The following is a 26,801-nucleotide window of genomic DNA, read 5'->3' on the forward strand; positions in this document are numbered from 1 at the left end:
GTTCGGTGTCAGCGCAAGGACACCCCGAGCAGGGCGTCGACGGCGTCGGAGAACAGGCCGGGCGCCGCGGCGTCGTGACCACCGTGGTCGACCGCGCGGCGAGCCCAGCCGTCGAGCGCGTCGAGGGCCTTCGGGGTGTCGAGGTCGTCGGCCAGGTGCTGACGCAGGCGCGAGATGGTGTCCTCGACGTTCTGGGCGGTCGGCAGGGCCGCTGCGCGGCGCCACAGCGCGACCCGCTCCTGCGCCGTCGCCAGCACGTCGTCCGTCCACGGCCGGTCCTGCCGGTAGTGCCCCGACAGGAGACCGAGCCGGATGGCCATCGGATCGACACCCTCGCCGCGCAGCTTCGACACGAACACCAGGTTGCCGCGGCTCTTGGACATCTTCTCGCCGTCCAGGCCGATCATGCCGGTGTGCACGTAGTGCCGGGCGAAACGACGCTCGCAGACAACGGATTCCGCGTGCGCGGCGGAGAACTCGTGGTGCGGGAAGATCAGATCGCTGCCGCCGCCCTGGACGTCGAATCCGGAGCCGATGCGGTTCAGCGCAATCGCCGAGCACTCGACATGCCAGCCGGGACGGCCTGGTCCGAACGGTGACGGCCACGACGGCTCGCCGGGACGGTTGGCACGCCACACCAGCGCATCGAGGGCGTCCTGCTTGCCGGGACGGGCCGGGTCGCCGCCGCGCTCGGCGAACAGGCGTTCCATCGTCTCGCGGTCGTAGCCGGATTCGTAGCCGAACTGCTCGGTGGCGTCGACCCGGAAGTAGACGTCCGGGTACTCGGCGTCGTCGACGACGTAGGCGGCGCCGGCGGCGAGCATCTTGCCGACCATCTCGACTACCTCGTTCACCGATTCGACGGCGCCGATGTAGTCGCGGGGCGGAAGCACACGCAGCGCCTCCATGTCCTCCCGGAACAGTGCGGTCTCCCGCATCCCGAGGACCACCCAGTCCTCGCCGTCGCGCTCGGCCCGCTCGAAGAGCGGGTCGTCGACGTCGGTGACGTTCTGGACGTAGTGCACGTCGTGACCGGCGTCCCGCCAGATCCGGTTCACCAGGTCGAAGGCGAGGTAGGTCGCGGCGTGACCGAGGTGCGTCGCGTCGTACGGCGTGATCCCGCAGACGTACATGGTGGCGGTCGGTCCGGGAGTGACGGGCCGCACCCGCCGATCGGCGGTGTCGAACAGCCGCAACGGCGGCCCCTGACCGGGTACGGGAGGAACGGCGATGTCGGACCAGGACTGCATACCGGCGAGCCTATCGGAGACCGTGACGCGGCCGCGCCGACGGGACTCCGAACGCCGGTGGCACCAACCGGTCTCTCAGAACGCCGGCCAGGGAATCGGACGCTGGGTCGCCGGTTGCGGCATGACGGGATCGGCGAGCAGCCCTCGGGTTCGGTCCCGCAGGGCGTCCAGCTCGTCGTCGGTGATGTGCTCGGCGAGCCGGTCCGCCAGTTCGCCGCACAACGCCTTCTCCAGCGACTCGATGTCCACCAGGAGGTCGCCGCCGATGCGCCGGCCCGCCCAGCCCCAGAGCACGGTCCGCAGCTTGTTCTGCGAGTGCAGGCAGATGCCGTGGTCCACGCCGTACACCGACCCGTCGATTCCCTCCAGCGCGTGTCCGCCCTTGCGGTCCGCGTTGTTCAGGATCACGTCGAGGACCGCGACCCGCTGCAGTCTCGGGTCGTCGGCGTGGATGAGGGTGACCTCCTCGCCCTCGCCGTCGTAGGCCTGCAGGATGCGGAACCACCCGGCGGGGACCCGGTCGGGCGGGCAGATGTCGACCAGGTCGAGCCGTTCGCCGCGATCCCCCGCGGACTCCGGAGTCGGCACCCAGCGCTGCACCATGCCCGGTCCGTACGGCCCGTCGCGCAGGATCGTCCGCGGGATCACACCCCAGCCGAGGGCCTCCGAGATCAGGTACGAGGCCACCTCACGGCCGGCGAGGGTGCCGTCGGGAAAGTCCCACAGCGGCTGCTCGCCGCGGATCGGCTTGTACACGCACCGTTCGGTGCGGCCGTCCACGGTCGCCTCGCAGACGAGGGTCGCGTTGCTGGCGGAGACGATGCGCCCGAGGACCGTCAGTTCTCCGGTGGCGAGGACGTCTCCGGGCTCGGACGCTGCGGTGGTCAACTGGTCAGCTCTCGTCGTCGGCGGGGTCGCCGCCGGGTTCGTCGGCGGGCCGCGCGAAGGTCGACCCGCGCCGGTACCCGTTGGTGCGCACGCACATGTGGCCGCCCGGGGTCAGCGGTTCGCCACACAGCGGGCACGGCGCCCGGCCCGCGGAGACGACCCGCTCCGAGCGCGCGGCGAACTCCCGTGCCTGTTCGGGGGTGAGGAAGACGCGCACGGCGTCGGGACCGTCCTCGACGTCGTCGAGGACCATCGACTCGTCGACCTCGGAGTCCGAGACGGCCAGCAACTCGACGACGACGGCGCCCGCATCGGAGTCCCAGCCGAGCCCCATCGTGCCGACGCGGAACTCCGCGTCGATGGGCATCACCAGCGGGCTGATGTCCTGCGGCTGCGCCTCGTGCGGCGGCACCGCGGTGCCGAAACGCCGGTGCACCTCGTCGAGCAACAGGCCCATCCGGTCCGCGAGGACCTGCACCTGCTGCTTCTCCAGCAGCACGCTCACCACGCGGGTGGCGTGCACCGCCTGAAGGTAGAACGCGCGGTCGCCCGGCTCACCGACGGTGCCCGCCACGAACCGGTCGGGGGTGCGAAACACGTGAATTGCCCGAGACATTCAGCACCTCCACCTGATCGAACCGCGAATTCCCGTCCTGTCAGCTCCCATTATCCGCCCTTCCCCCGGTTCCGACCTCGCCACCGGGAACGGCCTCGGATTCGGAGACACCGGCCGGTTTCCCGCCGTGTCCACGGAGTCCGCTCAGATCGGAGCCCGTGTCGTTCATCTTCAGCACGAACGGCCGGGTCGGGGTGTATCGGACGACGCTGACCGACGCCGGTTCGGCGACGATCCGCTGGAACCCGTCGAGGTGGGTGCCGAGTGCATCGGCGAGCACGGACTTGATGACGTCACCGTGGCTGCACGCCACCCACAGCACGTCGTGCCCGTGCTCCTCGGCCAGGCGGGCGTCGTGTGCGCGGACCGCGGCGACCGCCCGGGCCTGCACCTGCGCGATGCCCTCGCCACCCGGGAAGACCGCGGCCGACGGATGCTGCTGCACGACCTTCCACAGCGGCTCGCCGAGCAGTTCCTTGATCGGCCGGCCCGTCCACTGCCCGTAATCCACCTCGACCAGGGCTTCCTCGACGAGCGGCTGCAGCCCGAACTTCTCCGCCAGCGGCGCCACCGTCCGCTCGCACCGCAGCAGCGGCGAGCGGACGATCGCCCCGACGTCGAGGTCAGCCAACCGTCCGACCAGGCCCTCGGCCTGTTCACGTCCGAGATCGTCGAGGTCGATGCCCGCTGTTCGGCCCGCGAGCGTGCCCGACGTGTTGGCCGTCGACCGGCCGTGCCGGACCAGGATCACCGTCATGGGGTCAGCCTAGCCAGGACAGCCGGATCAGGTCGCGGCGACGACCCCGGTCCCGAGAAGCACCAGCAGGACGACACCGAGCACGATCCGGTAGCCGACGAACCAGTACATCGAATGGTTGACCACGAAGCGCAGTAGCCAGGCGATCGCCGCGTAGCCGATGAGGAACGAGATCGCGGTCGCGACGAACAGCTGCGCACCGCTGGCGTTCAGCCCCTCGCCCGCCGGGGCGAACGCGTCGGGCAGCGAGAACAGTCCGGCAGCGGTCACCGCCGGAATCGCGAGGAGGAACGAGTACCGGGCGGCCGCCTCGCGGGTGAGCCCGAGGAACAGGCCGGCGCTGATGGTGCCGCCGGAGCGCGACACGCCGGGAACAAGGGCCAGCGCTTGCGCCGAACCCATCACGATGCCGTCCCGCAGTGTCAGCTGCTCGATGGGTCTGCGCTTGCGGCCGTAGTGCTCGGCGGCGGCGATCACCAGAGCGAAGACGATGAGCATCGTTGCGACGACCCACAGGTTGCGGGCCGCGGTGCGCACCTGGTCCTTGAACAGGAACCCGAGGACTCCGACGGGAATGGTGCCGATGATGACGTACCAGCCCATCTTGTAGTCGTGATCACGGCGGTCGGGGTGGAGCAGACCCCGGAACCAGGCCATCGCGATCCGGGCGATGTCGCGGGCGAAGTAGACGAGCACCGCGGCCTCGGTGCCGAGCTGGGTGACGGCGGTGAAGGACGCGCCCGCGTCGGTCTGCCAGAACAGCTCCGACACGATCCGGAGGTGACCGGACGAGGAGATCGGCAGGAACTCGGTCAGGCCCTGGACGATGCCGAGGACGATCGCCTGCAACCAGGTCATCGACTCCCCGATCACCGCGCGGCCCTGTCGGTCTCGATCGAGTGGGATTCCGGGAGGTGAGCCATCGACGTGGCGGAGTGACGCATCACGCAGTGCACCGTACCCGGCGAGTCAGCAGCACCCGCATCTCCCTCCGCCACTACCCTGTCGCAATTGTGGTGATCGAACGATGAAGCAGCGCACCGTCGGACGCAGCGGCCTGCGGGTCTCCCGGCTCGGCCTCGGCACCCTGTCGTGGGGCCGGGACACCGATGGGGACGAGGCCGCGGCACAACTGCTCGGCTTCGTGGAAGCCGGTGGCACCCTGGTCGATTCGTCGCCGTTCTACGGCGGTGGGACGGCCCAGCGGATTCTCGCGGAACTCCTCGACGACGTCGTGCCGCGGGCGGACCTCGTGATCTCGAGCACGTCCGGCGTCCACCCGGGCGGGGTCGACTGCTCACGGCGTGGGCTGCTCGCCCAGCTGGACAACACCCTGCGCGAACTCGGCACCGACCACCTCGACCTGTGGCAGGTCGCGACGTGGGACCCGCTCACCCCCGTGGACGAGGTCGCGGCGACCCTCGCGTACGCCGTCGACTCGGGCCGGGTGCGGTACGTCGGCGCCCGCGGGCACCTGGGTTGGCAGCTGGCGACGGCGGCGACGTCCCGGTCGCTGGGCGGGGCGGCGCTGACCGCGACGCAGGCCGAGTACTCGCTGCTCGCGCGTGGCGTCGAGGAGGAAGTGATTCCGGCGGCGCAACACCACGCCATCGGGATGTTCGCCGCGGTGCCGCTGGCCGGCGGTGTGCTCACCGGCAAGTACCGCAGCGGCGTGCCCGCCGATTCGCGCGGCGCGGCCGACGCGACGGGTCCGTCGGTCGAGCAGTACCTGGGCGCGGACGCGGGTCTCGTCGTCGATGCCGTCATCACCGCTGCCGACGGCCTCGGCGCGTCGCCGCTCGCGGTCGCGCTGGCCTGGGTGCGGGACCGTCCCGGCGTCGCGAGCGCGATCGTCGGTGCCCGCGACTACGCACAGGTGACCGGGGTGCTCGCGGCGGAGGAACTCGAACTGCCCGCGGCGATCGCCTCGGCACTCGACGACGTGAGTGCCTAACCTCGAACGTGTGGACCGCATCGCCGCGCAGGACCTGTTCGCGACCGCCCGGGTCGCGACGCTGGGCACGGTGACGCCGGAGGGGCTCCCGCACGTCGTGCCGGTGGTGTTCGCGATGACCGGTGGCGTGATCGCCAGCGCCGTGGACGGGAAACCGAAGTCGACGCGCGAGCTGCGCCGACTCGCCAACGTCCGGGCGTCCGGCCGCGCCACCGTTCTCGTCGACGAGTACGACGAGGACTGGACGCGACTGTGGTGGGTGCGGGCCGACGGCCCGGCGGACGTGGTGGACGCCACCTCGCCGGTCGGCGCGGCGGGCGTCGCGGCGCTGCGCCGGAAGTATCCGCAGTACGGAGAGGCACCGCCGGCGGGCCCGGTGATCGTCGTCAGACCGGATCGGTGGGTGTCGTGGATCTCCCGCGAACACAACCCGGGAAGGGCAGGCTAACCTGTTCGAGACACGGGTTGCCGACAACGTGTTTCCATGATCGGACCGTGTTCCACGACCTACGAATTCCTGACAGGGGTAGCGATGACACTGCTCGACCCGGCGACCGCGCCCGGCTTCGCGGAGCGGATCAAGGTGCAGACGGACGACGCGCACCGCCGCACCGAACAGTCCCGTTTCGTCGGCGACCTGCTCGCGGGAAAGCTCACCCCGGCCGCACACGCCGCGCTGCTCGCCCAGACCTACCTCGTGTACCGGACCCTCGAGGACGCCGGCCGAGCCCAGGCCGACGATCCCGTCGTCGCGCCGTTCCTCGGCACCGAACTGCTGCGGACCGCGCCGCTCGAGGCCGACCTGGAGTTCCTGCTCGGCTCGGAGTGGCGCGACCAGGTCACCGCCCTGCCGGCGACCGCCCGGTACGTCGACCGCCTGAAGGAGGTCGCGTACGACTGGCCCGCAGGGTTCGTCGCGCACCACTACATCCGCTACCTCGGTGACCTGTCCGGCGGCCAGATCATCCGGCGGATGCTCGAACGCGCCTACGGGTACACCACCGACGGGCTGCGGTTCTACATCTTCGATGCCATCGAGAAGCCGAAGCTCTACAAGGACGCGTATCGCGCGAAGCTGGACGCGGCGCCCCTCTCCGACGACGAGCAGCAGCGGTTCATCGACGAGGTCAACCTGGCCTACGAACTCAACGGCGCCCTGTTCGCGGACCTCGAAGCCGACATCGACACCTATCTGGTCAAGTGATCCGGTCGATGTCCCCGCGCACCCGGACGGCCCTCCGCGCCGCCGCGGTCGTGCTCGCGGCCGCGCTCGTCACCGCCGGATGCGCGTCGCAGGATTCGCAGGCGACGGAACAGTCGGGGCGCACCACGGCAACCCTGGAGAACCTCGACCCGACACCGATCGCCGAGAACCCCACACCGGCTCTGCCGGTCACGGTCACCGGTTTCGACGGCACCGAGGTGACCGTCACCGACACCAGTCGGATCGTCGCCGCCGACCAGTACGGCACCCTCACCGAGACCGTGTACGCCCTCGGCCTCGGCGATCGGCTCGTCGGCCGCGACACTGCCGCGAAGTTCCCGGCCGTCGAGTCGGTGGCGGACGTCACCCCGTCCGGGCACTCGATGTCCGCGGAGGCGATCCTCGCGCTCAACCCGTCCGTCGTCCTGACGGACACCAGCATCGGCCCGCGGACCGTGCAGGACCAGCTGCGTGCCGCCGGGATCCCGGTCGTGTTCTTCGACCCGACGCGCACCCTCGAGGGTGTGCCCGGCCAGATCGAGGCCGTCGCGACGGCACTCGGCGTGCCCGAGCAGGGCGCAGAACTCGCCGCCCGCACGTCGGACGAGATCGAGGCCGCGAAGGCGTTGGCCCCCGAGGACGGGACCCCGCCTACGATCGCCTTCCTGTACATGCGCGGCACCTCCATCACGATGCTTGCGGGCCCGGGCTCGGGCGCGGACTCGCTGATCGAGGCGCTGGGCGCCGTCGACGCGGGCACCGCCTCCGGACTGACCCAGCAGTTCACCCCGATCACCAGCGAGGCGATGATCGCGGCGTCACCCGACGTCTTCCTGATGATGACCAAGGGCCTGGACTCGATCGGCGGTCTCGACGGTCTGGCCAAGATCCCCGGGATCGCCCAGACACCTGCCGGCCGCAATCAACGGGTCGTCGACATGGCAGACGGCGTACTGCTCAGTTTCGGTCCCCGTACCGGCGAGGTGCTGCAGGCGCTCGCCGTCGCCCTGTACGGCCCCGAGTGACCTCCCCCTCCGTCGCACCTGCCGAGAGCGGCGAATCCCGGCGTCCGAACCCGGCCGTCGTGCTCACCGCCCTCGGCCTGGGCCTGCTCGTGCTCGCCCTCGTCTCGGCGTGCGTCGGCCAGGTTCCGACGTCGCCCGCCGAGGTGCTCGGATCGATCGCGCACCGCATCGGCTTCGACGTCGGGCCGATGCCCGCCCATCCCGTCGGGGAGGTCACGCTCTGGGAGGTCCGTTTCCCGCGGGTGATCCTCGCGATCGTCGTCGGCGCCGGGCTCGCCTGCGCAGGCGCGTTGCTGCAGGGCGTCTTCGCCAATCCGCTCGCCGAACCGGGTGTCATCGGCGTCTCCGCCGGAGCCGCGGTCGGTGCCTGCGCAGTCATCCTCACCGGCGGCGCGTTCGTCGCGGGCACCGCGGTCGCCGGGGCCGCGTTCGTCACCGGCCTCGCCACCACGATCCTCGTGTACCTGCTCGCCAGGTCCGAGGGCCGCACCGAGGTGGTCACGCTGGTACTCACCGGCGTCGCGATCAACGCCTTCGCCGGCGGGCTCATCGCGTTCTTCACCTTCGTGGCCGATCCCGCCGCCCGGGACCAGATCGTCTTCTGGCAGCTCGGCAGCCTCAACGGCGCCACCTGGCAGGCCGTCGCCGTGGTCACCCCGATGGCGATCGCGGGTATCGCCGTCACCATGGCCATCGCCCATCGGCTGGACCTCCTGGCCCTCGGCGAGGCCGCCGCCGCGCACCTCGGCGTCAACGTCGAGCGGCTCCGGCAGGTCGCCGTCCTCGTCGTCGCACTGCTCGTCTCGGCGTCGGTCGCGTTCACCGGGATCATCCTGTTCGTCGGCCTCGTCGTCCCGCACCTGATGCGCATGATCGTCGGGCCCGCACACCGGATCCTCATCCCCGCCAGCGTCCTCTGCGGCGCGATCGTGCTCCTCGCGGCCGATCTCGGCGCCCGCACCCTGGTACCGAACGCCGACCTGCCGCTCGGCATGCTCACCTCGCTGATCGGCGGCCCGTTCTTCTTCTGGATGCTCCGTCGCACCCGCAAGCAGCAGGGAGGCTGGGCGTGAGCATGTCGACCCGGCTGCGCGAGATGCTCGTCCGCGACCTGCCTGTCCCCACGCACCCCGAATCCGGTGCCGTGACGATGCGGGCGGTCGACGTCTCCGTCGACCGCGGGCACCGCCGGGTCCTCGACTCGGTGTCCCTGGACGTCCGCGCAGGCGAGGTCCTCGCCCTCGTCGGACCGAACGGCGCAGGCAAGTCCACCCTCCTCGCCGCGCTGTCCGGCGACACCGCGGTTGGGGCGGGGCACGTCGAACTCGACGGCAGGCCCCTCCACGACTGGACCGGATCCGACATGGCGCGACTGCGCGCGGTCCTGCCCCAGCTGCACACCGTCGGCTTCTCGTTCACCGCCGCCGAGGTCGTCCGGATGGGCCGCACCCCGTGGGCGCGCACCCCTCTGCGGGACGAGGACGACGACGCGGTCACCGAGGCGATGGTCGCCTGCGACGTGACGAGGTTCGCGTCCCGCCCGTTCGCGGCACTGTCCGGCGGCGAGAAGGCCCGGGTGGCGCTGGCGCGGGTGCTGGCGCAGCGCACCGCGACGCTGCTGCTCGACGAGCCGACCGCCGCCCTCGACCTCGGGCACCAGGAGGCGGTGATGCACCTCGCCGCGGAGCGGGCCCGGCACGGCGACGCCGTCGTGGTGGTCCTGCACGACCTGGCGCTGGCCGCGGCCTACGCGAATCGCGTCGCGGTGCTCGCGGACGGCGGCCTCGCCGCTCTCGGCACTCCGCGCGAGGTGCTGGACGCGGAACTGCTCGGCCAGGTCTACGGGCACCCGGTGGAGGTGCTGAACCATCCGCGGACCGGCGCCCAGCTGGTCCTGCCGCGCCGCGACCCGGACTGACCTGCGGCGGATCGGCGCGCAGGACCGCCGCGGAATCACCAGGCGCGACGCGCGCGACGGCGTTACGCTGCCGCTGCGATGACCGAGATGCACGCGGTGCCCACTGCGCCGACACCGGTGACCGCCGTGCACCTGAGCGTGCTCGGCCCACTCGCCGCGTCCGTCTCGGGCGCCCCGGTGACCCTCGGCGGCCCCGGGGCCAGGTCGGTGGTCGCCCGGCTGGCGTCCGCCGCCGGACGCGTCGTCTCCACCGACCTGTTGATCGACGACCTGTGGTCGGGTCAGCCACCGCCCAAGGCACTGGCCGCACTCCAGGTGCACGTGTCGAACCTGCGACGGCTGCTCGAGCCGGCGCGCGCACCCCGAACGCCTGCATCGGTGATCGTGAGCGCCCCGCCCGGGTACGCGTTGCGGTTGCCCGTCGACGCGGTCGACGTCTGGCATTTCGAGTGCCTGGTGACGGAGGGGCTGCGCGGCTCCGATCCTGCCGCACGCGCCGACCTCCTCTCCGCTGCACTGGATCTCGCCCGAGGAGAGCCGTATCACGAATTCGTCGACGCCGAGTGGGCGCGGGCGGAGAGCGCGCGACTGGTGCAGCTCCGCAGTACCGCCGTCGAGGCCTGGGCGCAGGCGAACCTCGAACTCGGCAGGGCCGACGTCGTCGTCGACGCCCTGAGCCGGCACACCGACCAGCACCCCGGGCGGGAGGGCGGTGTCCGACTGCACGCGCTGGCGCTGTACCGGACGGGACGGCAGGCGGACGCGCTCGACGTGTTGCGCCGGACCCGGACGTACCTCGCCGACGAACTCGGGGTCGATCCCTCCCCCGAACTGCGCACACTCGAACACGAGATCCTGCACCAGGAGTCGACGCTGACGCAACCGGTTCCGGCCCGCCGGTTGACACTCGTGGAGGACCACCCGGCGGCCGCACCGGACGTCCGGTGGAACGACGCCCCCGCGACCGGCATCGACGAACTCCTCGACGAGATCCGGGCGATCGCAGACCGCGCGTCCGAATCCGGCCTGCAGGTGGTGTGGATCGGCGGCGACGCGGGCGAGGGAAAGACCACGGTTGCGCGCGCGTTCGCCGACCGAGCCGTGTCGACCGGATGGCGGGCGGCCCGCGGACACTGCCCCGAGGTCGACGGCGCTCCCGCGGGCTGGCCGTGGGTCGAGGCACTGCGCGAGCTCGGCGAGGAGGTCCCGGCCGCCTCCACGCCTTTCGAGATCGGGCAGCGCGTGTCCGGCCTGCTCACCCGCCCGGGCGTCCGTACGGTCGTGGTCCTCGACGACGTGCACCGCGCCGACGAGCCGTCCCTGCAGATCCTTCGCCACGTGGTCGCGGCCGGGGCACGGTTGAACACCGTGCTGCTGTGCACCTTTCGGCCCGCGGAGGTCGGCGCCGACCTCGAGGCGACCTGGGCGGCGACCGCCGCCGTGCCGGGAACACGACTCGTGCTGCGGGGGCTCGGACGCGAGGGTGCCGCGGCGATCGCCCGCGACACCGGGCTCGACGACCTCGACGACGCACTCCTGACCGAACTGATCGAACGCACCAACGGCAACCCACTGTTCCTGCGCGAGTACACCCGTCTCCTCGCGTCCGAGGGCATCGACGCCTTCCGTTCCCGCGTCCCCGACGGGGTCCGTGACGTGCTGCGCCGACGAATCTCTCGACTCCCGGAGCGCACCGTCCTCGAGCTGCGGCGCGCGTCGGTCCTCGGGCGAGAGTCGGACCTGGGAACGCTCGCCGCCCTGGGTGGGACCGACGACGACGCCCTCCTCGACGCACTCGAACCAGCGCTGCTCGCCGGGATCGTCACGGAACCCGCCCCGGACCGGGTGCGGTTCAGCCACGACCTCGTGCGGGCCACGCTGTACGACGAACTGGCTCCGATGCGCCGCCGCCGTCTGCACTCATCGGCGCTGACCGCGTTGACGATCGGCGGCCGAGGCGACGTCGCCGCACTGGCGCACCATGCGGCTGCCGCCGCGACCCCGGCCACTGCGTCGGTCCTCCTCGAACATGTCCTCACGGGTGCCCGCGACGCGGAGAGCAAGGCCGCGCACCGCGACGCCACGGCCCTGTGGCGGTCCGCCGCGGCACTGTGCGCGATGGCGCAGGATCCGGATCCACAGCTGACCGTGGGCGTCCTCACCGCAGGCGTCGGGGCGCAGGCGCGGACCGGTGACGTGGTCGGCGCGCGGGCACTGCGCACCCGCGCTGTCCGCCTGGCCCGCGAACTCGACGATCCTGATGCGTTGCTGCGGGCCGTCACCTCGTGGACTGCACCGGTCGTGTGGACGATCCAGGTCGACTCCGTGCCCGACCGGGAGATGGTCGACGCGATCGACGACTGCCTCGCCCACGACGACCTCACCGACGGCGACCGGGCCCTCCTGCTGACGGCGAAGGTGTTCGAGCTGGAAGGTCACGACGACCGGGGTTGCCTCGACGCCGCCGTCGCCGCGCGAGACGCCGCAGTGGCCTCGGGCGACGTCCGGGTTCTGCTGCGGGCACTGAACGCGTTCGGGTACGTGGCGTTCGGGCCGGACCTGGTGGCCGAGCGGGGCGACAACGCCGCGGCACTGCTCGCCGCAGCCACCGAGGCGGGCGACGGCGGGTTCACCTCGGTCGCCTGGTTCCAGCGCTTCCTCGCGGCCACCGCCGTGACGGATCTCGCGGCGGCCCGGGAGCACGCCCGGAAGGCCACGGAACTGGCGGCCGGGCACCAACTCGGCCAGATGCTGGGCGCGCTGTCCGTGTACGAGGCGCTGACGCTGCTGATGGCGGGCCGCGTCGAGGAAGGCGTCGCTGCCTACGACAGGGTGTCGGCCGCGATGGCCGCGCAGGGGGTCGCATCGGCGCAGTGGATCGGGCTGATCGGGTGGATCGGTGCCGGAGCGAGGTCGGGCGACCTGGCCGCGCTCGTCCCGGTTCTCGAGCAACTCGAGTCCGTGCGCCCACAGTCGGTGCGGTTTCCGCTCGTCGTCGCCCTGCTCGACGCCGGGGACGACACACGGGCGCGTGAGTTGTGGTCGTCGAGCGACCCGTACGGCCGCGACTACTACTGGCTGGCGATGACGACCTTCCGGGCGCACGCCGCGGCGCGGCTCGGCGACATCGCGGTCGCGCGGCACCTGCACGAGGAACTGTCGCCCTTCCACGGGCGGATCGCCGGCCTGGACTCCGGATCGTTCTACGCGGGCCCGGTCGACTCCGCACTCGCCGCCCTGGACGACGTCCTCGGAGATCCCGAGGCGGCGGCCCGACACCGGACCGCCGCCTCGGATCTCGTCACACGGGTAGCGGACGAGCTGAACGCTCCGCCGCGGCCGATCTGACGTGCTCGCCACCGGCGCGCAGGATCAGCACGCCGATCGCGGCGAACGCCAGTCCGCGGGGAAGCTCGATCACCAACCCCGTGACTCCGGGGGCCTCAGGCCACGGGACGACACAGATCAGTCCGCCGATCGCCATGACGATGCCGATCCAGCGCGGTACCGCCGAGCTGCGGGCCAGAACGACACCGAGGACGATCAGGGACAGCATGTAGGCGAGGCCGAACATCGTCTGGATCGCGGTGAAGGTCGTCGACGGGAACAGCGACCCGTCCGCAGGCACCAGGTGAGCGGTCCCCGGATCCGAGGCCAGCTCGTACGAGACGAACGCCTCGACCGCCAGGTGCGGGAGCGCGGTCAGCATCAGCGAGGCGTACAGGGTCACGAACGCGACGAGGCCGCCGACGCCGACGCGAGGCGCGATCCAGGCGTAGATCCCCGGCAGTGCCGCCAGTTGCACCACGGTGCCGACGAGGAGGATCAGCTGGGCCCACGGACTGGACCACGCTGTGAGGGAGTCGACGGAATGGGAGTTGCCGTCGACGACCGGGTGCAGGAGCCCGCCGGTCAGGTTGAGGACGAAGGCGGCGACGACCGCCCCGGCGCTGAGCCGGTACAGGAATGCGGGTGTGATGGTCATGCACCGAGGCTGACCCCGGGCACTTGGCGACGACTTGGTGCCGGGTTCGGGACGCCGCGGGACCGCCGTCACGGGGAGGTGATTCGGGGAACCGGGCGCCGATCGGGAATGCTGGAGGCCGACCCTCGTTCGCACCACACCGCGAGCCGATTCAGCACCCCTGAGGAGACGTACATGCCGGGCCCGAGCGCACGCACCGCAACGGTACTCACGGGAGCGGTGTTACTGCTGGTCACAGGCTGTTCCAGCGACGGCGGCGAAGACAAGATCCAGACCATCGACGCGGCGACCGCCGCCGAGTCGCCCGTCCCGTCGAACCCGCCCGCGGGGACGGTGGCCCCCCTCGACGACCGCATCGCGGCGGCCACCTTCGACCCGTCGACCGGCACCGTGGCGATGCTCACAGACGACGCCCGCACCCTCCTGACGGTTCCGGCGGGCGATCCGGCTGCGCCGCCCCGCGAGATCTCGCTTCCGGGTGGCGTCGCCTCGCTGTCGGCGCCGCGCGACGGTCTCGTCACCGTTCCCGCCGGGCGCGGTGTCGCGACCGTGAACCTCGCCGACGGGACCGCCACCACCACAGCCGTCGACGCGGACGTGCAGTCGGCCGCACTTCTCGGGGACGGCCGGATTGCAGTCGGCACCGCGGACGGTGACGTTCTCGAGCTGGATGCGGCGGGCACGGTCACGCACACCGTCGACGGGCTCGTCTCGGTCGATGCACTCGGCGTGGTCGGCGACGAGGTCAGTGCCCTCGACCGTCGGCAGACGTCCGTCACCGAGGTGAACTTCGACGACGACCGGCTCGGCATGGCGCTGCGCGCCGGGTCCGGTGCCACGAACCTCGTGACCGACGACTTCGGCCGGATCCTCGTCGCCGACACCACCGGCGGCACCCTGCTCTCGTTCTCCACCGACCCGCTGATGCTGCACCAGCGCTATCCCGTCCCGAACTCGCCGTACGCGCTCGCGGTCGACGCCACCACCGGCATGGTGTGGGTCACCGTCACCGCCACCAACGAGGTCGTCGGCTACGACCTGTCCACCGGAATCCCTGTCGAGAAGCGACGCTTCCCCACCGTCCGCCAGCCCAACGCTGTCGCGGTCGACTCCGAGACCGGCACTGTGTTCGTGGCGTCCGGGACCGGCGACGGCGTCCAGCGCATCGACGTCGCGACATCCTGACGGGCCACCGTCCTCATTCCGACCACGCATAGCCCAGGAGACACCACCGTGTACAAGTTGCTGCTGCGCCTGATGTTCCTGCTGCCGCCGGAGCGCGTGCACCATCTCGCGTTCCTCGCGATGCGTCTCGTCACGACTCTCGCCCCGATGCGGACGATGGTGTCGCGGGTGCTCACGGTCCCCGACCCGGTCCTTCGGACCCGAGCCTTCGGCATCGACTTCCCCGGGCCCCTCGGACTCGCGGCCGGGTTCGACAAGAACGCCTCCGGCGTGAACGTCTGGGGCGCCCTCGGATTCGGGTACGCGGAGGTCGGAACGGTCACCGCGCAGGCGCAGCCGGGTAACCCGGCGCCCCGGCTGTTCCGGCTGCCCGCCGACCGGGCGCTGCTGAACCGGATGGGTTTCAACAACCACGGCGCCGGGCCTGCGGCCAACGAGTTGCGCAAGCGCATCACCACGCTGCCGATCGGCGCGAACATCGGCAAGACCAAGGTCGTGGCGCCGGAGGACGCGGCGGACGACTACGCCGCCAGTGCCCGACTGCTCGGACCGCTCGCCGACTTCCTGGTCGTGAACGTCAGCTCCCCGAACACGCCCGGCCTGCGGGACCTGCAGGCCGTCGAGTCGCTGCGGCCGATCCTCGCCGCGGTCCTGGAGTGCGTCGACGTACCGGTGCTGGTGAAGATCGCCCCGGACCTGTCCGACGAGGACGTCGACGCGGTAGCGGATCTCGCGGTCGAACTGGGCCTCGCCGGCATCGTGGCGACGAACACCACCATCTCGCGGGAGGGTCTGGACACGCCCGCGGACGAGGTCACGGCGCTCGGCGCGGGCGGCATCTCCGGTGCACCCGTCGCCGACCGCTCGCTGGAGGTGCTGCGGCGCCTGCACGCCCGCGTCGGCGACCGGATCGTGCTGATCTCCGTCGGTGGCATCGAGACCGTGGACCAGGCGTGGGAGCGGATCCTCGCCGGGGCGTCCCTGATCCAGGCGTACACGGGGTTCATCTACGGCGGCCCGTTCTGGATGAAGCGCATCAACAAGGGTCTGGCCCGCAAGGTCCGGGAGGGCGGCTACACCTCGCTCGCCGACGCCGTCGGCGCGGGCACCCGCGCCTGATCGACAACCCCACGAACGGCTGAAGGTCCCTTTCACGCGGTTGATCCGCGTGAACGGGACCTTCAGCCTTCTGCGGCCGGGTCAGTGGCCGAACGTCACCGTCAGGAACGCGCGCGCGATGCCGTGCCCGAAGAGGTTGAAGCCGAGGAACGCCGGTGTCGAGTCGGCGGTGAGGCCGTCGATCGTCTCCACGTCGAGCGCGGTGACGGCGTAGATGTAGCGGTGGTCGCCGTGGCCCTGCGGCGGAGCGGCACCGAGGAATCGGTGGCCGCCACCGTCGTGGCGCAAGGTGATCGCCGTGTCCGGCAACCCGGTTCCGGTGTCGTCACCCGCGTTCTCCGGCAGCGACGTCACCGACGCCGGGATGTTCGCGACCGACCAGTGCCAGAAACCGGACACCGTCGGCGCGTCCGGGTCGAACATCGTCACCGCGAAGCTCTTCGTCTCCGGCGGGAAACCGGACCACGACAGCTGCGGGGAGACGTCCTCGCCGCCCGGCACGCCGAAGATGCCGCTGAGCTGCTCGGTGGGGACCGTGCCGCCGTCTGTGATCGTCTCCGACGTCAGGGAGAAGGTGGGCAGGTCCGGGAGCGGTTCGTAGGGGTCGTACGCCATGTGATGTCCTCTCGTCGAAAATCGGCCGTGCGCCGGCGATCAGCTGTGCAACAGGAAGTGCTCGAGCACCCGCGTGCCGAACTGTAGTGCGTCGACGGGAACCCGCTCGTCCACTCCGTGAAACAGTGCGGTGAAGTCGAGTTCGGGCGGCAGCTGCAGCGGCGCGAATCCGAAGCATCGAATCCCCAACGTGGCGAACGCCTTTGCGTCGGTGCCACCGGACAGCATGTAGGGGACGGTGCGCCCGTCGGGATCGTGCGCGAGGATCGCCGCGTTCATCGCGTCGACCAGGTGTCCGTCGAAGGTGGTCTCGTACGAGTCGAGCTTGGTGATCCATTCCCGCGTCACGTCCGGGCCGATCAGCCGGTCCACCTCCTTCTCGAACTCGGCCTGCCTGCCGGGCAGCACCCGGCAGTCCACGACGGCGGTCGCGGTCTGCGGGATGACGTTCGCCTTGTACCCGGCGTCGAGCATCGTCGGGTTCGCCGTGTCCCGCAGCGTCGCCCCGATGATCCGCGAGATGGTGCCGAGCTTCTCGAGTGTCGTGTCGATGTCGGGTGCGCTCGGGTCGAAGTCGAGACCGGTCTCGTTGCTCACCGCACCGAGGAACTCGGCCACCGAATCGGGCACGACCAGTGGGAACGTGTGCCGCCCTAGTCGGGCGACGGCCTCGGCCAGGATGGTGACCGCGTTGTCCTCGTGCAGGAACGAACCGTGACCGGCGCGGGCCTTCGCCGTCAGCCGCATCCAGCCGAGCCCCTTCTCCGCCGTCTCGACCAGGTAGAGACGGGCGTCGCTGCCGTCCGGGCGGGGCACCGTCAGGGAGAAGCCGCCGACCTCACCGACTGCCTCGGTGATCCCCTCGAACAGGTCGGGTCGGTTCTTCACCAGCCACTGCGATCCCCAGGTGCCACCGGCCTCCTCGTCGGCGAGGAACGCGAAGACCAGATCGCGGGGCGGGACGGTGCCCTCGGCCTTGAACTGGCGGGCAAGCGCCAACGTCATGCCGACCATGTCCTTCATGTCGATCGCCCCACGGCCCCAGACGTAGCCGTCGGCGACAGCACCCGAGAACGGATGCACGCTCCAGTCGGACGGTTCCGCGGGGACGACGTCGAGGTGGCCGTGGATCATCAACGCGCCTCGCGACGGGTCCGCGCCGCGTAGTCGGGCGAAGACGTTGCCACGACCGGGCTGACCGGATTCGACGTACTCCGTCTCGTAGCCGACCTCCTCGAGCTTCCGGGCCACCCATTCGGCGCACTCGCGCTCGCCCTTGGTGGTGGCGAGCTCGCCGGTGTTGGACGTGTCGAAGCGGATCAGCGAGCTGACGAGGTCGACGACCTCCGATTCGGCTCGGGAGCGGGTGGCGTTCGCGGCGTTTTCCGCGTTCTCTGCGTTCTCTGCGTGCGGCACCACCCTTTCCTACCACCCACCGCGCCGCCCCGACGCGGGGCTCGTCGTCACTTCACCCTGTTTGACCTGCGACAACGAGGCGATTTTGGTGTTGGGGTCGGGGTGGGTTAATCTTTCCCAGCACGCAGCGAAGAGCGGCGAGCGAAACAGAGAGTGTGCAAGCGCGAGTGGCGGAATGGCAGACGCGCTAGCTTGAGGTGCTAGTGTCCTACTAATGGACGTGGGGGTTCAAGTCCCCCCTCGCGCACTCTGAGTTGAGACAGACAGAAGAAGGCCCCGGACGCGAGTCCGGGGCCTTCTTCTGTTGCGTGTCTTGTCGATTCGCGTGGCTGCCGGGGGAATCCTCTGGTGGCGGCGCGAGTCGGTAGAATCGGCCACGACCGCCCGTCGCGGTCGACGGCTGAACTGCGGCCGAAATCACCCCGAGATCCAGGAACCGAGCACCCCACCGATGGCACAACCGACGACAGGCATCGATCCCACCGACACGGCGAGGATCGACCCCACCGATCTGGAGACCTGCCTGAGGGTCCTCGCCGAGGCCGGCGAGCTCGACTCCGAGCATCCGGACTCGATCGCCCTGCAGCGCGCCAGCGGCAAGATGTTCAAGCGACTCAAGCGCCGCAAGCGCATCGAGACCCGCGACGCCAAGTCGGCCGCGGATCGCGCCGTCGTCGCCGCGACGGCCACCGGCTCACCGAATCGGATCGACGACGAGACCGCAGGCGTGCTGATCTCCTCCCCCACGGTCGGCGACACAGCGGGCACCCTCATCCGGCCCCGCCCCTGCTACATCTGCAAGCAGCGCTACACCGTCGTCGACGCCTTCTACCACCAGCTGTGCCCCGACTGCGCGGCCCGCAGCCACGCGAAGCGGGACGCCAGCACGGATCTGACCGGCCGCCGCGCGCTGCTCACCGGTGGCCGCGCGAAGATCGGCATGTACATCGCGTTGCGCCTCCTGCGTGACGGCGCGCACCTGACGATCACGACACGCTTCCCCAACGACGCGATCCGCCGGTTCTCCGCGATGGAGGACAGCGGCCACTGGATCCACCGACTGCGCGTCGTCGGCATCGACCTGCGCGATCCCGCCCAGGTCGTGGCGCTCGCCGACGACGTCGCGGCGCAGGGTCCGCTGGACATCCTGATCAACAACGCCGCCCAGACGGTGCGACGCTCGCCGGGCGCGTACTCGGCGCTGGCCGAGGCCGAGTCGGCGCCGCTGCCCGCGGGCGAGCTGCCGGAGGTCGTGACGTTCGGCAAGACCAGCGACGCGCACCCCGCCGCTCTCGCCAGTTCACTGCCCGCCGCGACGCAGTCGATCGTGCACCAGGTCAGCGAGCTCGCACTGGTCGCGGGATCGGCCACCCCGGAACGTATTTCGCAGGGCATCGCGATCGACGCCGGCGGGCTGGTCCCCGATCTCGCGCACACCAACAGCTGGGTCCAGACGGTCGGTGAGGTCGACCCGATCGAGTTGCTGGAGGTCCAGCTGTGCAACTCCGTTGCCCCGTTCATTCTCGTGGACCGGCTGCGTCCCGCGATGGCGGCGTCGCCCGCGCGCCGCAAGTACGTCGTCAACGTCTCCGCGATGGAGGGCCAGTTCTCGCGCCGCTACAAGGGTGCGGGGCACCCGCACACCAACATGGCGAAGGCGGCCCTGAACATGCTCACCCGGACCAGCGCCGCCGAGATGCTCGAGCAGGACGGGATCCTGATGACCGCCGTCGACACCGGCTGGATCACCGACGAGCGACCGCACTACACGAAGCTCCGCCTCGCCGAGGAGGGCTTCCACGCTCCGCTCGACCTCGTCGACGGTGCCGCACGGGTCTACGACCCGATCGTCCAGGGCGAAGGCGGGGTGGACCTGCACGGCTGCTTCCTCAAGGATTTCGAGCCCTCTCCCTGGTGAGCCCGCGGACGACCCGGGCGGCCTCCGATTCGGTGATACTGGGCTGACGCCCGTCTCCGAGGGAGGGAGTTCCCACCATGGGCCGTGAGGTCACCAGCCTCGTGTTCACCCGCAGGGACCGGCAGGTGTTCCGGGAGAAGGTGCACGCATGTCTCGACGCGCTCGCGGATCTGCTGGCGGACGAGCGGGAATCGGACACCGAACCGACGGTCGGCCTCGAGGTCGAACTCAATCTGGTTGACGCGGAATGCAACCCGGCGATGGTGAACGCCTCGGCACTCGAGGCGATCGCCGACCCGGCCTATCAGACCGAGCTGGGTCAGTTCAACATCGAGGTCAACGTCGACCCCCGCACACTCGACGGCGACAACCTCGCGATCCTCGAGGGCGAACTCCGCCGAACCCTGAACCAGGCGGACGGCCGGGCCGCGGCCGCGGGTGGTCGGCTCGCGATGATCGGCATCCTGCCGACCCTGCGGAAGAGCCACCTGCAGCAGCGCTGGATGTCGTCCGACCCGCGGTACACGGCTTTGGACCAGCAGATCTTCGCGGCGCGCGGCGAGGACATCGAGCTGGACATCGCCGGAGTCCCGATGCCGGGCCACCACGACGGCGATCGTCTCGCCGTCCTCACCGACACCATCCTCGCCGAGGCCGCCTGCACCTCCACCCAACTGCACCTGCAGGTCTCGGCCCACGAGTTCGGCACGCACTGGAACTCCGCGCAGATGCTGGCGGGTGTCCAGGTGGCGATCGCGGCCAATTCACCGTTCTTCGCCGGCCGGGCCCTCTGGCACGAAACCCGGCTCCCGCTCTTCGAACAGGCGACCGACACCCGCCCCCTCGAACTCCGCAATCAGGGTGTGCGGCCGCGGGTGTGGTTCGGGGAACGCTGGATCTCGTCGATCTTCGACCTGTTCGAGGAGAACTCGCGCTACTTCCCGGCGCTGCTCCCGGAATGCACCGACGAGGATCCCCGCGCCGTGATCGCCCGCGGCGGCACACCGGAGCTCGCCGAACTGCGCATGCACAACGGCACGATCTACCGCTGGAACCGGCCGATCTACGACACCACCGACACCGACCACCACCTCCGGCTGGAGAACCGGGTCCTACCTGCGGGCCCGACAGTTCGCGACACGGTCGCCGATGCCGCGTTCTACTACGGCGCGGTGCGCGCCCTCGCGGCGGAGGAACGGCCGGCGTGGTCGCGTATGCCGTTCGAGGCCGCCGCGGCAAACCTGCAGGAAGGCGCCCGGCACGGGTTCGGCGCCCGCCTGTACTGGCCGGACCGCGGCTGGACGTCGCCGTCCGACCTCGTGCTGAGCACGCTGCTCCCCCTCGCCCACGCCGGGCTCGACTCGCTGAGGGTCGACCCGCACGTCCGCGACACGTACCTGGGCGTGATCGAGGACCGCTGCCGTACCGGCCGCAACGGTGCACGCTGGCAGCGTGACGCGGTGGCGGCGCGGGAGGCTGCGGGTGAGGACCGCGAACGCGCCCTGGCAGGCATGGTCGCCGACTATCTCGACCGGATGCACTCCGATGCGCCGGTGCACACCTGGGACGCGCCTGGACAGGTCCTGACCAACGAGTAACGTTGGCGCCCATGACACGCACCCGCGACCTCGACGTCGTCGTCTACGGCGCGACCGGCTTCGTCGGCCGCCTCACCGCCGACCACCTCGCACGCCACGCTCCCGAGGGCACCCGCATCGGACTGGCCGGCCGGTCCAGGGAGAAGCTCGAACGGGTCCGCGAGTCGCTGCCCGGTGCGAGCGACTGGCCGGTCCTGATCGCGTCGGCCGACGACCCGGACTCCCTGACCGCGCTGGCGAACGCCGCGCACGTCGTCGTGACCACGGTCGGACCGTACGCCCGCTACGGAATCGATCTGGTCCGGGCATGCGCGGAAGCAGGCACCGACTACGTCGACCTCACCGGCGAGGTCCAGTTCGCTCGCGCGTCCATCGACGGCTATCACGACGTGGCCGCCGCGAGCGGCGCCCGGATCGTGCACTCGTGCGGCTTCGATTCCGTGCCGTCGGACATCGGCGTGCACGTACTGCACGAGCAGGTCGCCGCAGACGGCGAGGGGACGCTCGCCGACACCACACTGGTCCTCTCCTCGTTCCGCGGCGGCGTCAGCGGCGGCACCATCGACTCGATGCGCGGCGTGGTCGACGCCGCGAAGTCGGACAAGCGGACGCGGTCGCTCCTCCTGCAGCCGTACTCGTTGAGTCCGGACTTCTCGGCCGAACCGGACCTCGGTCGACAGTCCGACAACAGCCTCGTCAAGGGTTCGGACATCGCCCCGAACCTGCACGGGGTGACGGCACCTCACCCGATGGCGTCGGTGAACACGCGGGTGGTGCGACGGAGCAACGCCCTGCGGGGCTGGGCGTACGGCCGCGCCTTCCGGTACCGGGAGGTGATGAGTGTCGGCCAGTCGTGGTTCTCCCCCGCGGTCGCGGCAGGCGTGACGGCCGGACTGGGCGGGCTGCTCGCGGGCTTCGCGTTCGGACCGACGAGGAAGCTGCTCGACCGCGTCCTCCCCGACCCGGGTGACGGTCCCAGCGAGAAGACCCGCAACACCGGACATTTCACGACCGACGTGTACGCCACGACGACCACGGGTGCCCGCTACGTCTCACAGATGCGAGCGCAGGGCGATCCCGGGTACAAGGCAACTGCGGTGATGCTCGGTGAGTCGGCGCTGGCCCTGGCCGTCGACCGGGACGGCCTTCCCGATGCGGCGGGCGTGCTGACCCCCGCGTCCGGGATCGGCGACGCGCTCGTGCGCCGGCTCCGCGGGGCGGGGTTCGAGATCAGCGTGCGACGGAACTGACGTCCGGCGTCGCGGTGGCCGCCCGGTCGGTCGCCGCGACGCCGTACGCCAGTAGCGCCTGACCGGCGATGTAGGTGAGCATCACCCAGAAGCCCTCCACCGGTGGGGTGAACCAGTCCGCGAAGGCACCGAGCGCGATCATCGCGTCGGACGCCAGGAAGAGCGCCCCACCGACACCGGCGATCACGCCGAGACCCGTCGACAGGACCGCCATCGTTCCGAGGCACAGCCCGTAGACCAGGGCGGGAACGAGTAGTGCGCCGGCTCCGGGAGCGCAGGCGGCGACCAGGAGCGCGACGGCGAGGACGTAGCCGGCGACAGCCGGGCGCCGCAGCACCGACCTGTCGCGGTACGGCAGGAACGCGGCCACGTAGGCCAGCTGCGCCAGCAGGAAGAAGCCGATCATCACCAGGAACGCCGTGTCCCCGTCGAAGGCGTCCGGCGCGGTGTCGCCGAGCCACGAGAACGCCAGTGCCACCAGGGCTGTCCGCACCAGTCGCGAATGCGGCGACGACGTGACGGCGACCAGGATCGCGGCCAGCACCGGCATCAGGAACCATTGAGTCACGTCGACGAGTCGATCCGCGTCGGCGAGTTGCGCCGCGAGGTGCACGACGACGAGCAGGGCGAACACCGCGATGACCAGGACCGCGCCACGAGGCGGCACATCGAGCTTCATCGGCCGATCGTATGTCGAGCGGTACCGTTCGACTGTGGCGTCACCGCGATCGGTCCACGACGAGTACGAACACGGGTGCGGGATCTCCGCGGACCCGGGGACCGTGCGGTACCCCGCGCCGTCCGGACACCTCGCGGCGCGAGTGCCGGTGGCCGCGCTCGCCACGGGTTCCGTTGGAGCGCTGACGTCGGCGGTGAACCGGCTGCTCGCCTCCCGCAGGCGAACACCCCACACCTGGCAGCTCGACCCCGAACGCATCGCCGCATCGTTCACGGCCGACCGCCTGATGCGGATCGGCAGGGAGCCGGTCTCCGGTTTCGCGCCCATGTCCGGGTTCTTCGCCGCCGCTGACGGGTGGGTCCGAACGCACGCGAACTACCCGCACCATCGGATGCGGCTCCTCACCGCGCTCGACCTCCCGGACGACGCCGATCCCGGGACGCTCTCGGCTCGAATCGGCGAACTCCTCGCGAGCGACGTCGAGAACCTGTGTGCCGAGGCAGGCGCGGTGGCGGCGCGGGTCCGCACCGAGCAGGAGTGGGCAGCGCATGCGCAAGCGGTCGCTGCCGCCGCAGGCCCGCTCGTGACGATGGCACCGACGGGCGAATTCTCCGGCCCCGCATTGTCCGGCGCGGACCCTGTGCACCCGCTGGCAGGCCTACGGGTGCTGGACCTGACTCGGGTCCTCGCCGGCCCGGTGGCCGCTCGCGCACTGGCGCTGCTCGGTGCCCAGGTCCTGCGAGTGGATCCACCGCAGCTGCACGAGATCGACTGGCAGCACCGCGACACGGGGCAGGGCAAACGCTCGACACTGCTCGATCTGACCACCGCGGACGATCTGGGAACCATGCGGAGTCTCGTCGCAACCGCAGATGTGATCGTCACCGGTTACCGCCCGGGCAGCCTGGACCGTTTCGAGTTGACGAGAGACACACCGGGAATCGTGCGGGCGTCGGTCAGCGCGTGGGGCGACCGCGGCCCCTGGTCGGAGCGCCGCGGATTCGACAGCATCGTGCAGGCCGCGTCGGGGATCGCGCTGATCGAGGGCGGGGACCATCCGGGGACGCTGCCCGCCCAGGCGCTCGACCACGCGTCCGGCTACCTCCTTGCGGCGGGCATCGTGGACGCGGTGACGCAGCGCGGGCACGACGGCCGCGGCCGCGACGTGTCGGTGTCGCTCGCCCGGACGGCCCACACGCTGCTCACCCTGCCCGGCCGTGTCGCGGCACCACCCGAACCGCTCACGCCCGGGCCCGCGACCACCGTCACACACGGCGCGGTCACCACCGCGCGACCCGCCCTGCCGGGTTACGCGGAGTACCCGTTCCCCGCGCACGACTGGGGCGCCGACGCGCCGCACTGGGTGTGAGAACGGGGCGATCTGGGAGGATCTCAGCATGTCCACCGTGCCGCTGATCCTCGACGTCGACACCGGCATCGACGACGCCCTCGCGCTCCTGTACCTGGTCTCGAGCCCCGAGGCGGAGATCCTCACGGTCGCCAGCACCGGCGGCAACGTCCCTACCGCGCAGGTCGCGGCGAACAACCTCGCGTGGCTCGACCTGTGTGGGCGTCCCGACGTCGAGGTGACGCTCGGCTCGGAGGTTCCCCTCGTCGGCGAACTGCGCACGACCGAGGACACCCACGGCCCACAGGGACTCGGGTACGCGGAACTGGCGCCGTCGACGCGGTCCCTCGCTCACCGTGATTCGGCGACCGCCTGGGTGGAGGTCGCTCGCGCCCGTCCCGGCGAGGTGGTGGGACTGGTCACCGGCCCGCTCACCAATCTCGCCCTGGCACTGCGACTCGAACCCGAACTCCCGACGCTGCTGCGTCGACTCGTGGTGATGGGCGGCGCGTTCAACCACCCGGGCAACACGACACCGAAGTCGGAGTGGAACGTCTCGGTGGACCCGGAGGCGGCGAAGGCCGTGTTCGACGCATTCTCCGCGGCGCCGCCGGAGCGCAGGCCGCTCGTGTGCCCACTGGACGTCACCGAAACGCTCGAGATGACCCCGGAGCACGTGCGCAGGCTGGCGGAGGCGGCGGGAAGCCTGCCCGCAGAACTGTTGTCGGAGGACGACCCGGTCGGACGTCGTTCGCGCACCGGCAATCCGGTGCTTCGGGTGCTGGTGGACGCCATCCGCTTCTACATGGAGTTCCACCGGGAGCACGGTCACGGCTACATCGCCCACATGCACGATCCGTTCGCCGCGGCCGTGGCGCTGGATCCGACACTGGCCCGAACCCGGCGCGCGACGGTGGACGTCGAACTGACCGGCACTCTCACCCGAGGGTGCACCGTCGCGGACTGGAGCGGAATGTGGGGGCGGCCGGCGAATGCGGACGTGGCCGTGTCGACCGATCCGGACGCCTTCTTCGACCTGCTGATCGAGCGTGTCGGAGCGCATCTATGCCTGTGATTGCAATCACAGTGCGGTAACCTCTACGCCAACGCAGCTTTTCGGCGTCCGACGTACACAGCAGTACGGAACGGAGGGTCGTGGCCGGTCGAGCGATGGCAGTGGTGATCCTGACGGTGCTCGCCGCGCTCGGCGGCCTCCCCGCCGCCTCGGCGGCCCCACCACCGCTCGCGCTGGTGTACCGGGGCCCGGCCACCGTTCCCGGGACCGCCGAATCCGTGGCCGAGGTCCTGCGCACCTCCCCCAGCCGGTTCCGAATCGAGTACGTCGGCCCGACCGACACCCCGATCACTCCTGAGACGTTGTCCCGCGCAACCGTGTTCGCGCAGCCCGGAGGGCCGTCCCTGCGCCGCGCCTGGGAGGCGATGAAGCCCAATGCGGGGATGATCCGCGACTGGGTTGCCGCCGGCGGCAACTATCTCGGCTTCTGCGTCGGCGGCTACCTCGCCGGTGCCACACCGGGATACAACCTGCTACCGGGCGACACCTACCAATACAGCGCCACACCCGGAGCATCCGTGCCCGACACCCGCGCCGCCCGCTCGCCGCTGCTGTGGCGAGGACTTACCGCCGAGCTCTACTTCCAGGATCCCCCGGCCTTCGATCTCGTCCCCGACCACCGCGCGACCGTCCTCGCGACCTACGTCGGAGGGCAGATCGCCGCCTTGGCTGTCGATTTCGGCCGTGGCCGGGTCGGCGTCACCGGCCCGCACGCGGAGGCGGACAACAGCTGGTTCGTCGACGACGGGCTGATCCCGTTCGGCGCCGTGCGCCCGGATCTCGCGCACGACCTCATCGAGACGACGGTGCACCGCCTGCCCTGACGGGAGTTGTTGCCGAGGGCCGCGAATGCGCACCCGCGAGGCAGCGACACGCCCGCCGAACGGAGCAAACCTGGACGCCTGACCAGTCGATGTGCCGTCCTCGACGGAATGTGCTTCACTTCTCGTTGCCACCTCGCGGATTAGCCGGATATTAGCCAGCTGCGGTGCGGGGGTTCG

24 protein-coding genes and 1 tRNA gene are annotated in these 26,801 nt (G+C 70.9%); 16 read left to right on the forward strand and 9 right to left on the reverse strand.

Translation table 11 applies throughout. From position 1 onward, the window contains the following. Positions 1–8 precede the first annotated feature (8 nt). From mshC to ACFSJG_RS16265, 5 genes are all read right to left on the reverse strand, one after another. Entirely contained in the window at positions 9–1,250 is a 1,242-nt protein-coding gene (gene mshC / locus ACFSJG_RS16245) for a cysteine--1-D-myo-inosityl 2-amino-2-deoxy-alpha-D-glucopyranoside ligase (RefSeq protein WP_378486263.1), read from the reverse strand. 75 nt (positions 1,251–1,325) lie between these two features. After that, on the reverse strand, positions 1,326–2,138 hold the full coding sequence (locus tag ACFSJG_RS16250) for an SCO1664 family protein (protein WP_378486264.1): 813 nt from the start codon (positions 2,136–2,138) through the stop codon (positions 1,326–1,328). A gap of 4 nt (positions 2,139–2,142) precedes the next feature. After that, positions 2,143–2,754: a DUF3090 domain-containing protein gene (locus ACFSJG_RS16255; protein ID WP_378486265.1), complete on the reverse strand. Its 612-nt coding sequence runs from the start codon at positions 2,752–2,754 to the stop codon at positions 2,143–2,145. Between the two features lie 40 nt (positions 2,755–2,794). Next, positions 2,795–3,511 carry a histidine phosphatase family protein gene (locus ACFSJG_RS16260; protein ID WP_378486266.1) on the reverse strand — a complete coding sequence of 239 codons (717 nt, stop codon included), beginning with the start codon at positions 3,509–3,511 and terminating at the stop codon, positions 2,795–2,797. 27 nt (positions 3,512–3,538) lie between these two features. Continuing rightward, positions 3,539–4,381: an undecaprenyl-diphosphate phosphatase gene (locus ACFSJG_RS16265; RefSeq protein WP_378486452.1), complete on the reverse strand. Its 843-nt coding sequence runs from the start codon at positions 4,379–4,381 to the stop codon at positions 3,539–3,541. Positions 4,382–4,538: 157 nt separating this feature from the next. On the opposite strand from ACFSJG_RS16265, the gene ACFSJG_RS16270 reads away from it, so the two are divergent. The 7 genes from ACFSJG_RS16270 (at position 4,539) to ACFSJG_RS16300 (ending at position 12,960) form a co-directional block, all read left to right on the forward strand. Beyond that, positions 4,539–5,465 carry an aldo/keto reductase gene (locus tag ACFSJG_RS16270; protein WP_378486267.1) on the forward strand — a complete coding sequence of 309 codons (927 nt, stop codon included), beginning with the start codon at positions 4,539–4,541 and terminating at the stop codon, positions 5,463–5,465. Between the two features lie 10 nt (positions 5,466–5,475). Next, positions 5,476–5,913 (forward strand): TIGR03668 family PPOX class F420-dependent oxidoreductase, encoded by a 438-nt coding sequence (locus ACFSJG_RS16275; protein WP_378486268.1) that lies wholly within the window; start codon positions 5,476–5,478, stop codon positions 5,911–5,913. A gap of 84 nt (positions 5,914–5,997) precedes the next feature. Then, positions 5,998–6,669, forward strand: coding sequence for a biliverdin-producing heme oxygenase (locus tag ACFSJG_RS16280; protein ID WP_378486269.1), 672 nt, complete (start codon positions 5,998–6,000; stop codon positions 6,667–6,669). An 8-nt stretch (positions 6,670–6,677) separates the two neighbouring features. Further along, the gene (locus ACFSJG_RS16285; protein WP_378486270.1) at positions 6,678–7,694 is read left to right on the forward strand and encodes a heme/hemin ABC transporter substrate-binding protein; all 1,017 of its coding nucleotides are present in this window, start codon (positions 6,678–6,680) and stop codon (positions 7,692–7,694) included. A 59-nt stretch (positions 7,695–7,753) separates the two neighbouring features. After that, positions 7,754–8,767, forward strand: a complete 1,014-nt coding sequence (locus ACFSJG_RS16290; RefSeq protein ID WP_378486453.1) for a FecCD family ABC transporter permease — start codon at positions 7,754–7,756, stop codon at positions 8,765–8,767. A gap of 2 nt (positions 8,768–8,769) precedes the next feature. Then, positions 8,770–9,612, forward strand: coding sequence for a heme ABC transporter ATP-binding protein (locus ACFSJG_RS16295; RefSeq protein ID WP_378486454.1), 843 nt, complete (start codon positions 8,770–8,772; stop codon positions 9,610–9,612). Between the two features lie 78 nt (positions 9,613–9,690). Further along, positions 9,691–12,960, forward strand: a complete 3,270-nt coding sequence (locus ACFSJG_RS16300; RefSeq protein ID WP_378486271.1) for a BTAD domain-containing putative transcriptional regulator — start codon at positions 9,691–9,693, stop codon at positions 12,958–12,960. On the opposite strand, the gene ACFSJG_RS16305 is transcribed toward ACFSJG_RS16300, so the two are convergent. After that, positions 12,914–13,597 carry a hypothetical protein gene (locus ACFSJG_RS16305; RefSeq protein WP_378486272.1) on the reverse strand — a complete coding sequence of 228 codons (684 nt, stop codon included), beginning with the start codon at positions 13,595–13,597 and terminating at the stop codon, positions 12,914–12,916. The genes ACFSJG_RS16300 and ACFSJG_RS16305 overlap by 47 nt on opposite strands. 174 nt (positions 13,598–13,771) lie before the next feature. Here ACFSJG_RS16305 and ACFSJG_RS16310 point away from each other — a divergent pair, with 174 nt between their 5' ends. Both ACFSJG_RS16310 and ACFSJG_RS16315 read left to right on the forward strand, forming a co-directional pair. Beyond that, a complete protein-coding gene (locus ACFSJG_RS16310; RefSeq protein WP_378486273.1) occupies positions 13,772–14,782 on the forward strand; it encodes a YncE family protein in 1,011 nt (336 codons plus the stop codon). Between the two features lie 48 nt (positions 14,783–14,830). Beyond that, positions 14,831–15,901, forward strand: a complete 1,071-nt coding sequence (locus ACFSJG_RS16315; protein WP_378486274.1) for a quinone-dependent dihydroorotate dehydrogenase — start codon at positions 14,831–14,833, stop codon at positions 15,899–15,901. 81 nt (positions 15,902–15,982) lie between these two features. On the opposite strand, the gene ACFSJG_RS16320 is transcribed toward ACFSJG_RS16315, so the two are convergent. Further along, complete coding sequence (locus ACFSJG_RS16320) at positions 15,983–16,516, reverse strand: YbhB/YbcL family Raf kinase inhibitor-like protein (protein ID WP_378486275.1); 534 nt, start codon at positions 16,514–16,516, stop codon at positions 15,983–15,985. A gap of 39 nt (positions 16,517–16,555) precedes the next feature. Then, complete coding sequence (locus ACFSJG_RS16325) at positions 16,556–17,935, reverse strand: M20/M25/M40 family metallo-hydrolase (protein WP_378486276.1); 1,380 nt, start codon at positions 17,933–17,935, stop codon at positions 16,556–16,558. Between the two features lie 158 nt (positions 17,936–18,093). Between ACFSJG_RS16325 and ACFSJG_RS16330 the strand changes: the two genes are divergently transcribed. The 4 genes from ACFSJG_RS16330 to ACFSJG_RS16345 all read left to right on the forward strand — a co-directional run bounded on the left by ACFSJG_RS16330 (position 18,094) and on the right by ACFSJG_RS16345 (position 22,698). Continuing rightward, positions 18,094–18,179: transfer RNA gene (locus ACFSJG_RS16330), tRNA-Leu, on the forward strand. 204 nt (positions 18,180–18,383) lie between these two features. Then, positions 18,384–19,850 (forward strand): SDR family NAD(P)-dependent oxidoreductase, encoded by a 1,467-nt coding sequence (locus tag ACFSJG_RS16335; RefSeq protein ID WP_378486277.1) that lies wholly within the window; start codon positions 18,384–18,386, stop codon positions 19,848–19,850. A gap of 77 nt (positions 19,851–19,927) precedes the next feature. Then, positions 19,928–21,448 carry a glutamate-cysteine ligase family protein gene (locus ACFSJG_RS16340; RefSeq protein WP_378486278.1) on the forward strand — a complete coding sequence of 507 codons (1,521 nt, stop codon included), beginning with the start codon at positions 19,928–19,930 and terminating at the stop codon, positions 21,446–21,448. Between the two features lie 11 nt (positions 21,449–21,459). Further along, positions 21,460–22,698 carry a saccharopine dehydrogenase family protein gene (locus ACFSJG_RS16345; protein WP_378486279.1) on the forward strand — a complete coding sequence of 413 codons (1,239 nt, stop codon included), beginning with the start codon at positions 21,460–21,462 and terminating at the stop codon, positions 22,696–22,698. On the opposite strand, the gene ACFSJG_RS16350 is transcribed toward ACFSJG_RS16345, so the two are convergent. After that, positions 22,679–23,377 (reverse strand): lysoplasmalogenase family protein, encoded by a 699-nt coding sequence (locus tag ACFSJG_RS16350; protein ID WP_378486280.1) that lies wholly within the window; start codon positions 23,375–23,377, stop codon positions 22,679–22,681. The genes ACFSJG_RS16345 and ACFSJG_RS16350 overlap by 20 nt on opposite strands. A gap of 34 nt (positions 23,378–23,411) precedes the next feature. On the opposite strand from ACFSJG_RS16350, the gene ACFSJG_RS16355 reads away from it, so the two are divergent. From ACFSJG_RS16355 to ACFSJG_RS16365, 3 genes are all read left to right on the forward strand, one after another. After that, positions 23,412–24,746 carry a CoA transferase gene (locus ACFSJG_RS16355; RefSeq protein ID WP_378486281.1) on the forward strand — a complete coding sequence of 445 codons (1,335 nt, stop codon included), beginning with the start codon at positions 23,412–23,414 and terminating at the stop codon, positions 24,744–24,746. A gap of 28 nt (positions 24,747–24,774) precedes the next feature. Beyond that, positions 24,775–25,800 carry a nucleoside hydrolase gene (locus ACFSJG_RS16360; RefSeq protein ID WP_378486282.1) on the forward strand — a complete coding sequence of 342 codons (1,026 nt, stop codon included), beginning with the start codon at positions 24,775–24,777 and terminating at the stop codon, positions 25,798–25,800. 95 nt (positions 25,801–25,895) lie between these two features. Beyond that, positions 25,896–26,624 carry a BPL-N domain-containing protein gene (locus tag ACFSJG_RS16365; RefSeq protein ID WP_378486283.1) on the forward strand — a complete coding sequence of 243 codons (729 nt, stop codon included), beginning with the start codon at positions 25,896–25,898 and terminating at the stop codon, positions 26,622–26,624. The last annotated feature ends 177 nt before the right edge of the window (positions 26,625–26,801 follow it).

Source organism: Rhodococcus gannanensis (assembly GCF_042681175.1).
GTDB lineage: Bacteria > Actinomycetota > Actinomycetes > Mycobacteriales > Mycobacteriaceae > Rhodococcus_G > Rhodococcus_G gannanensis.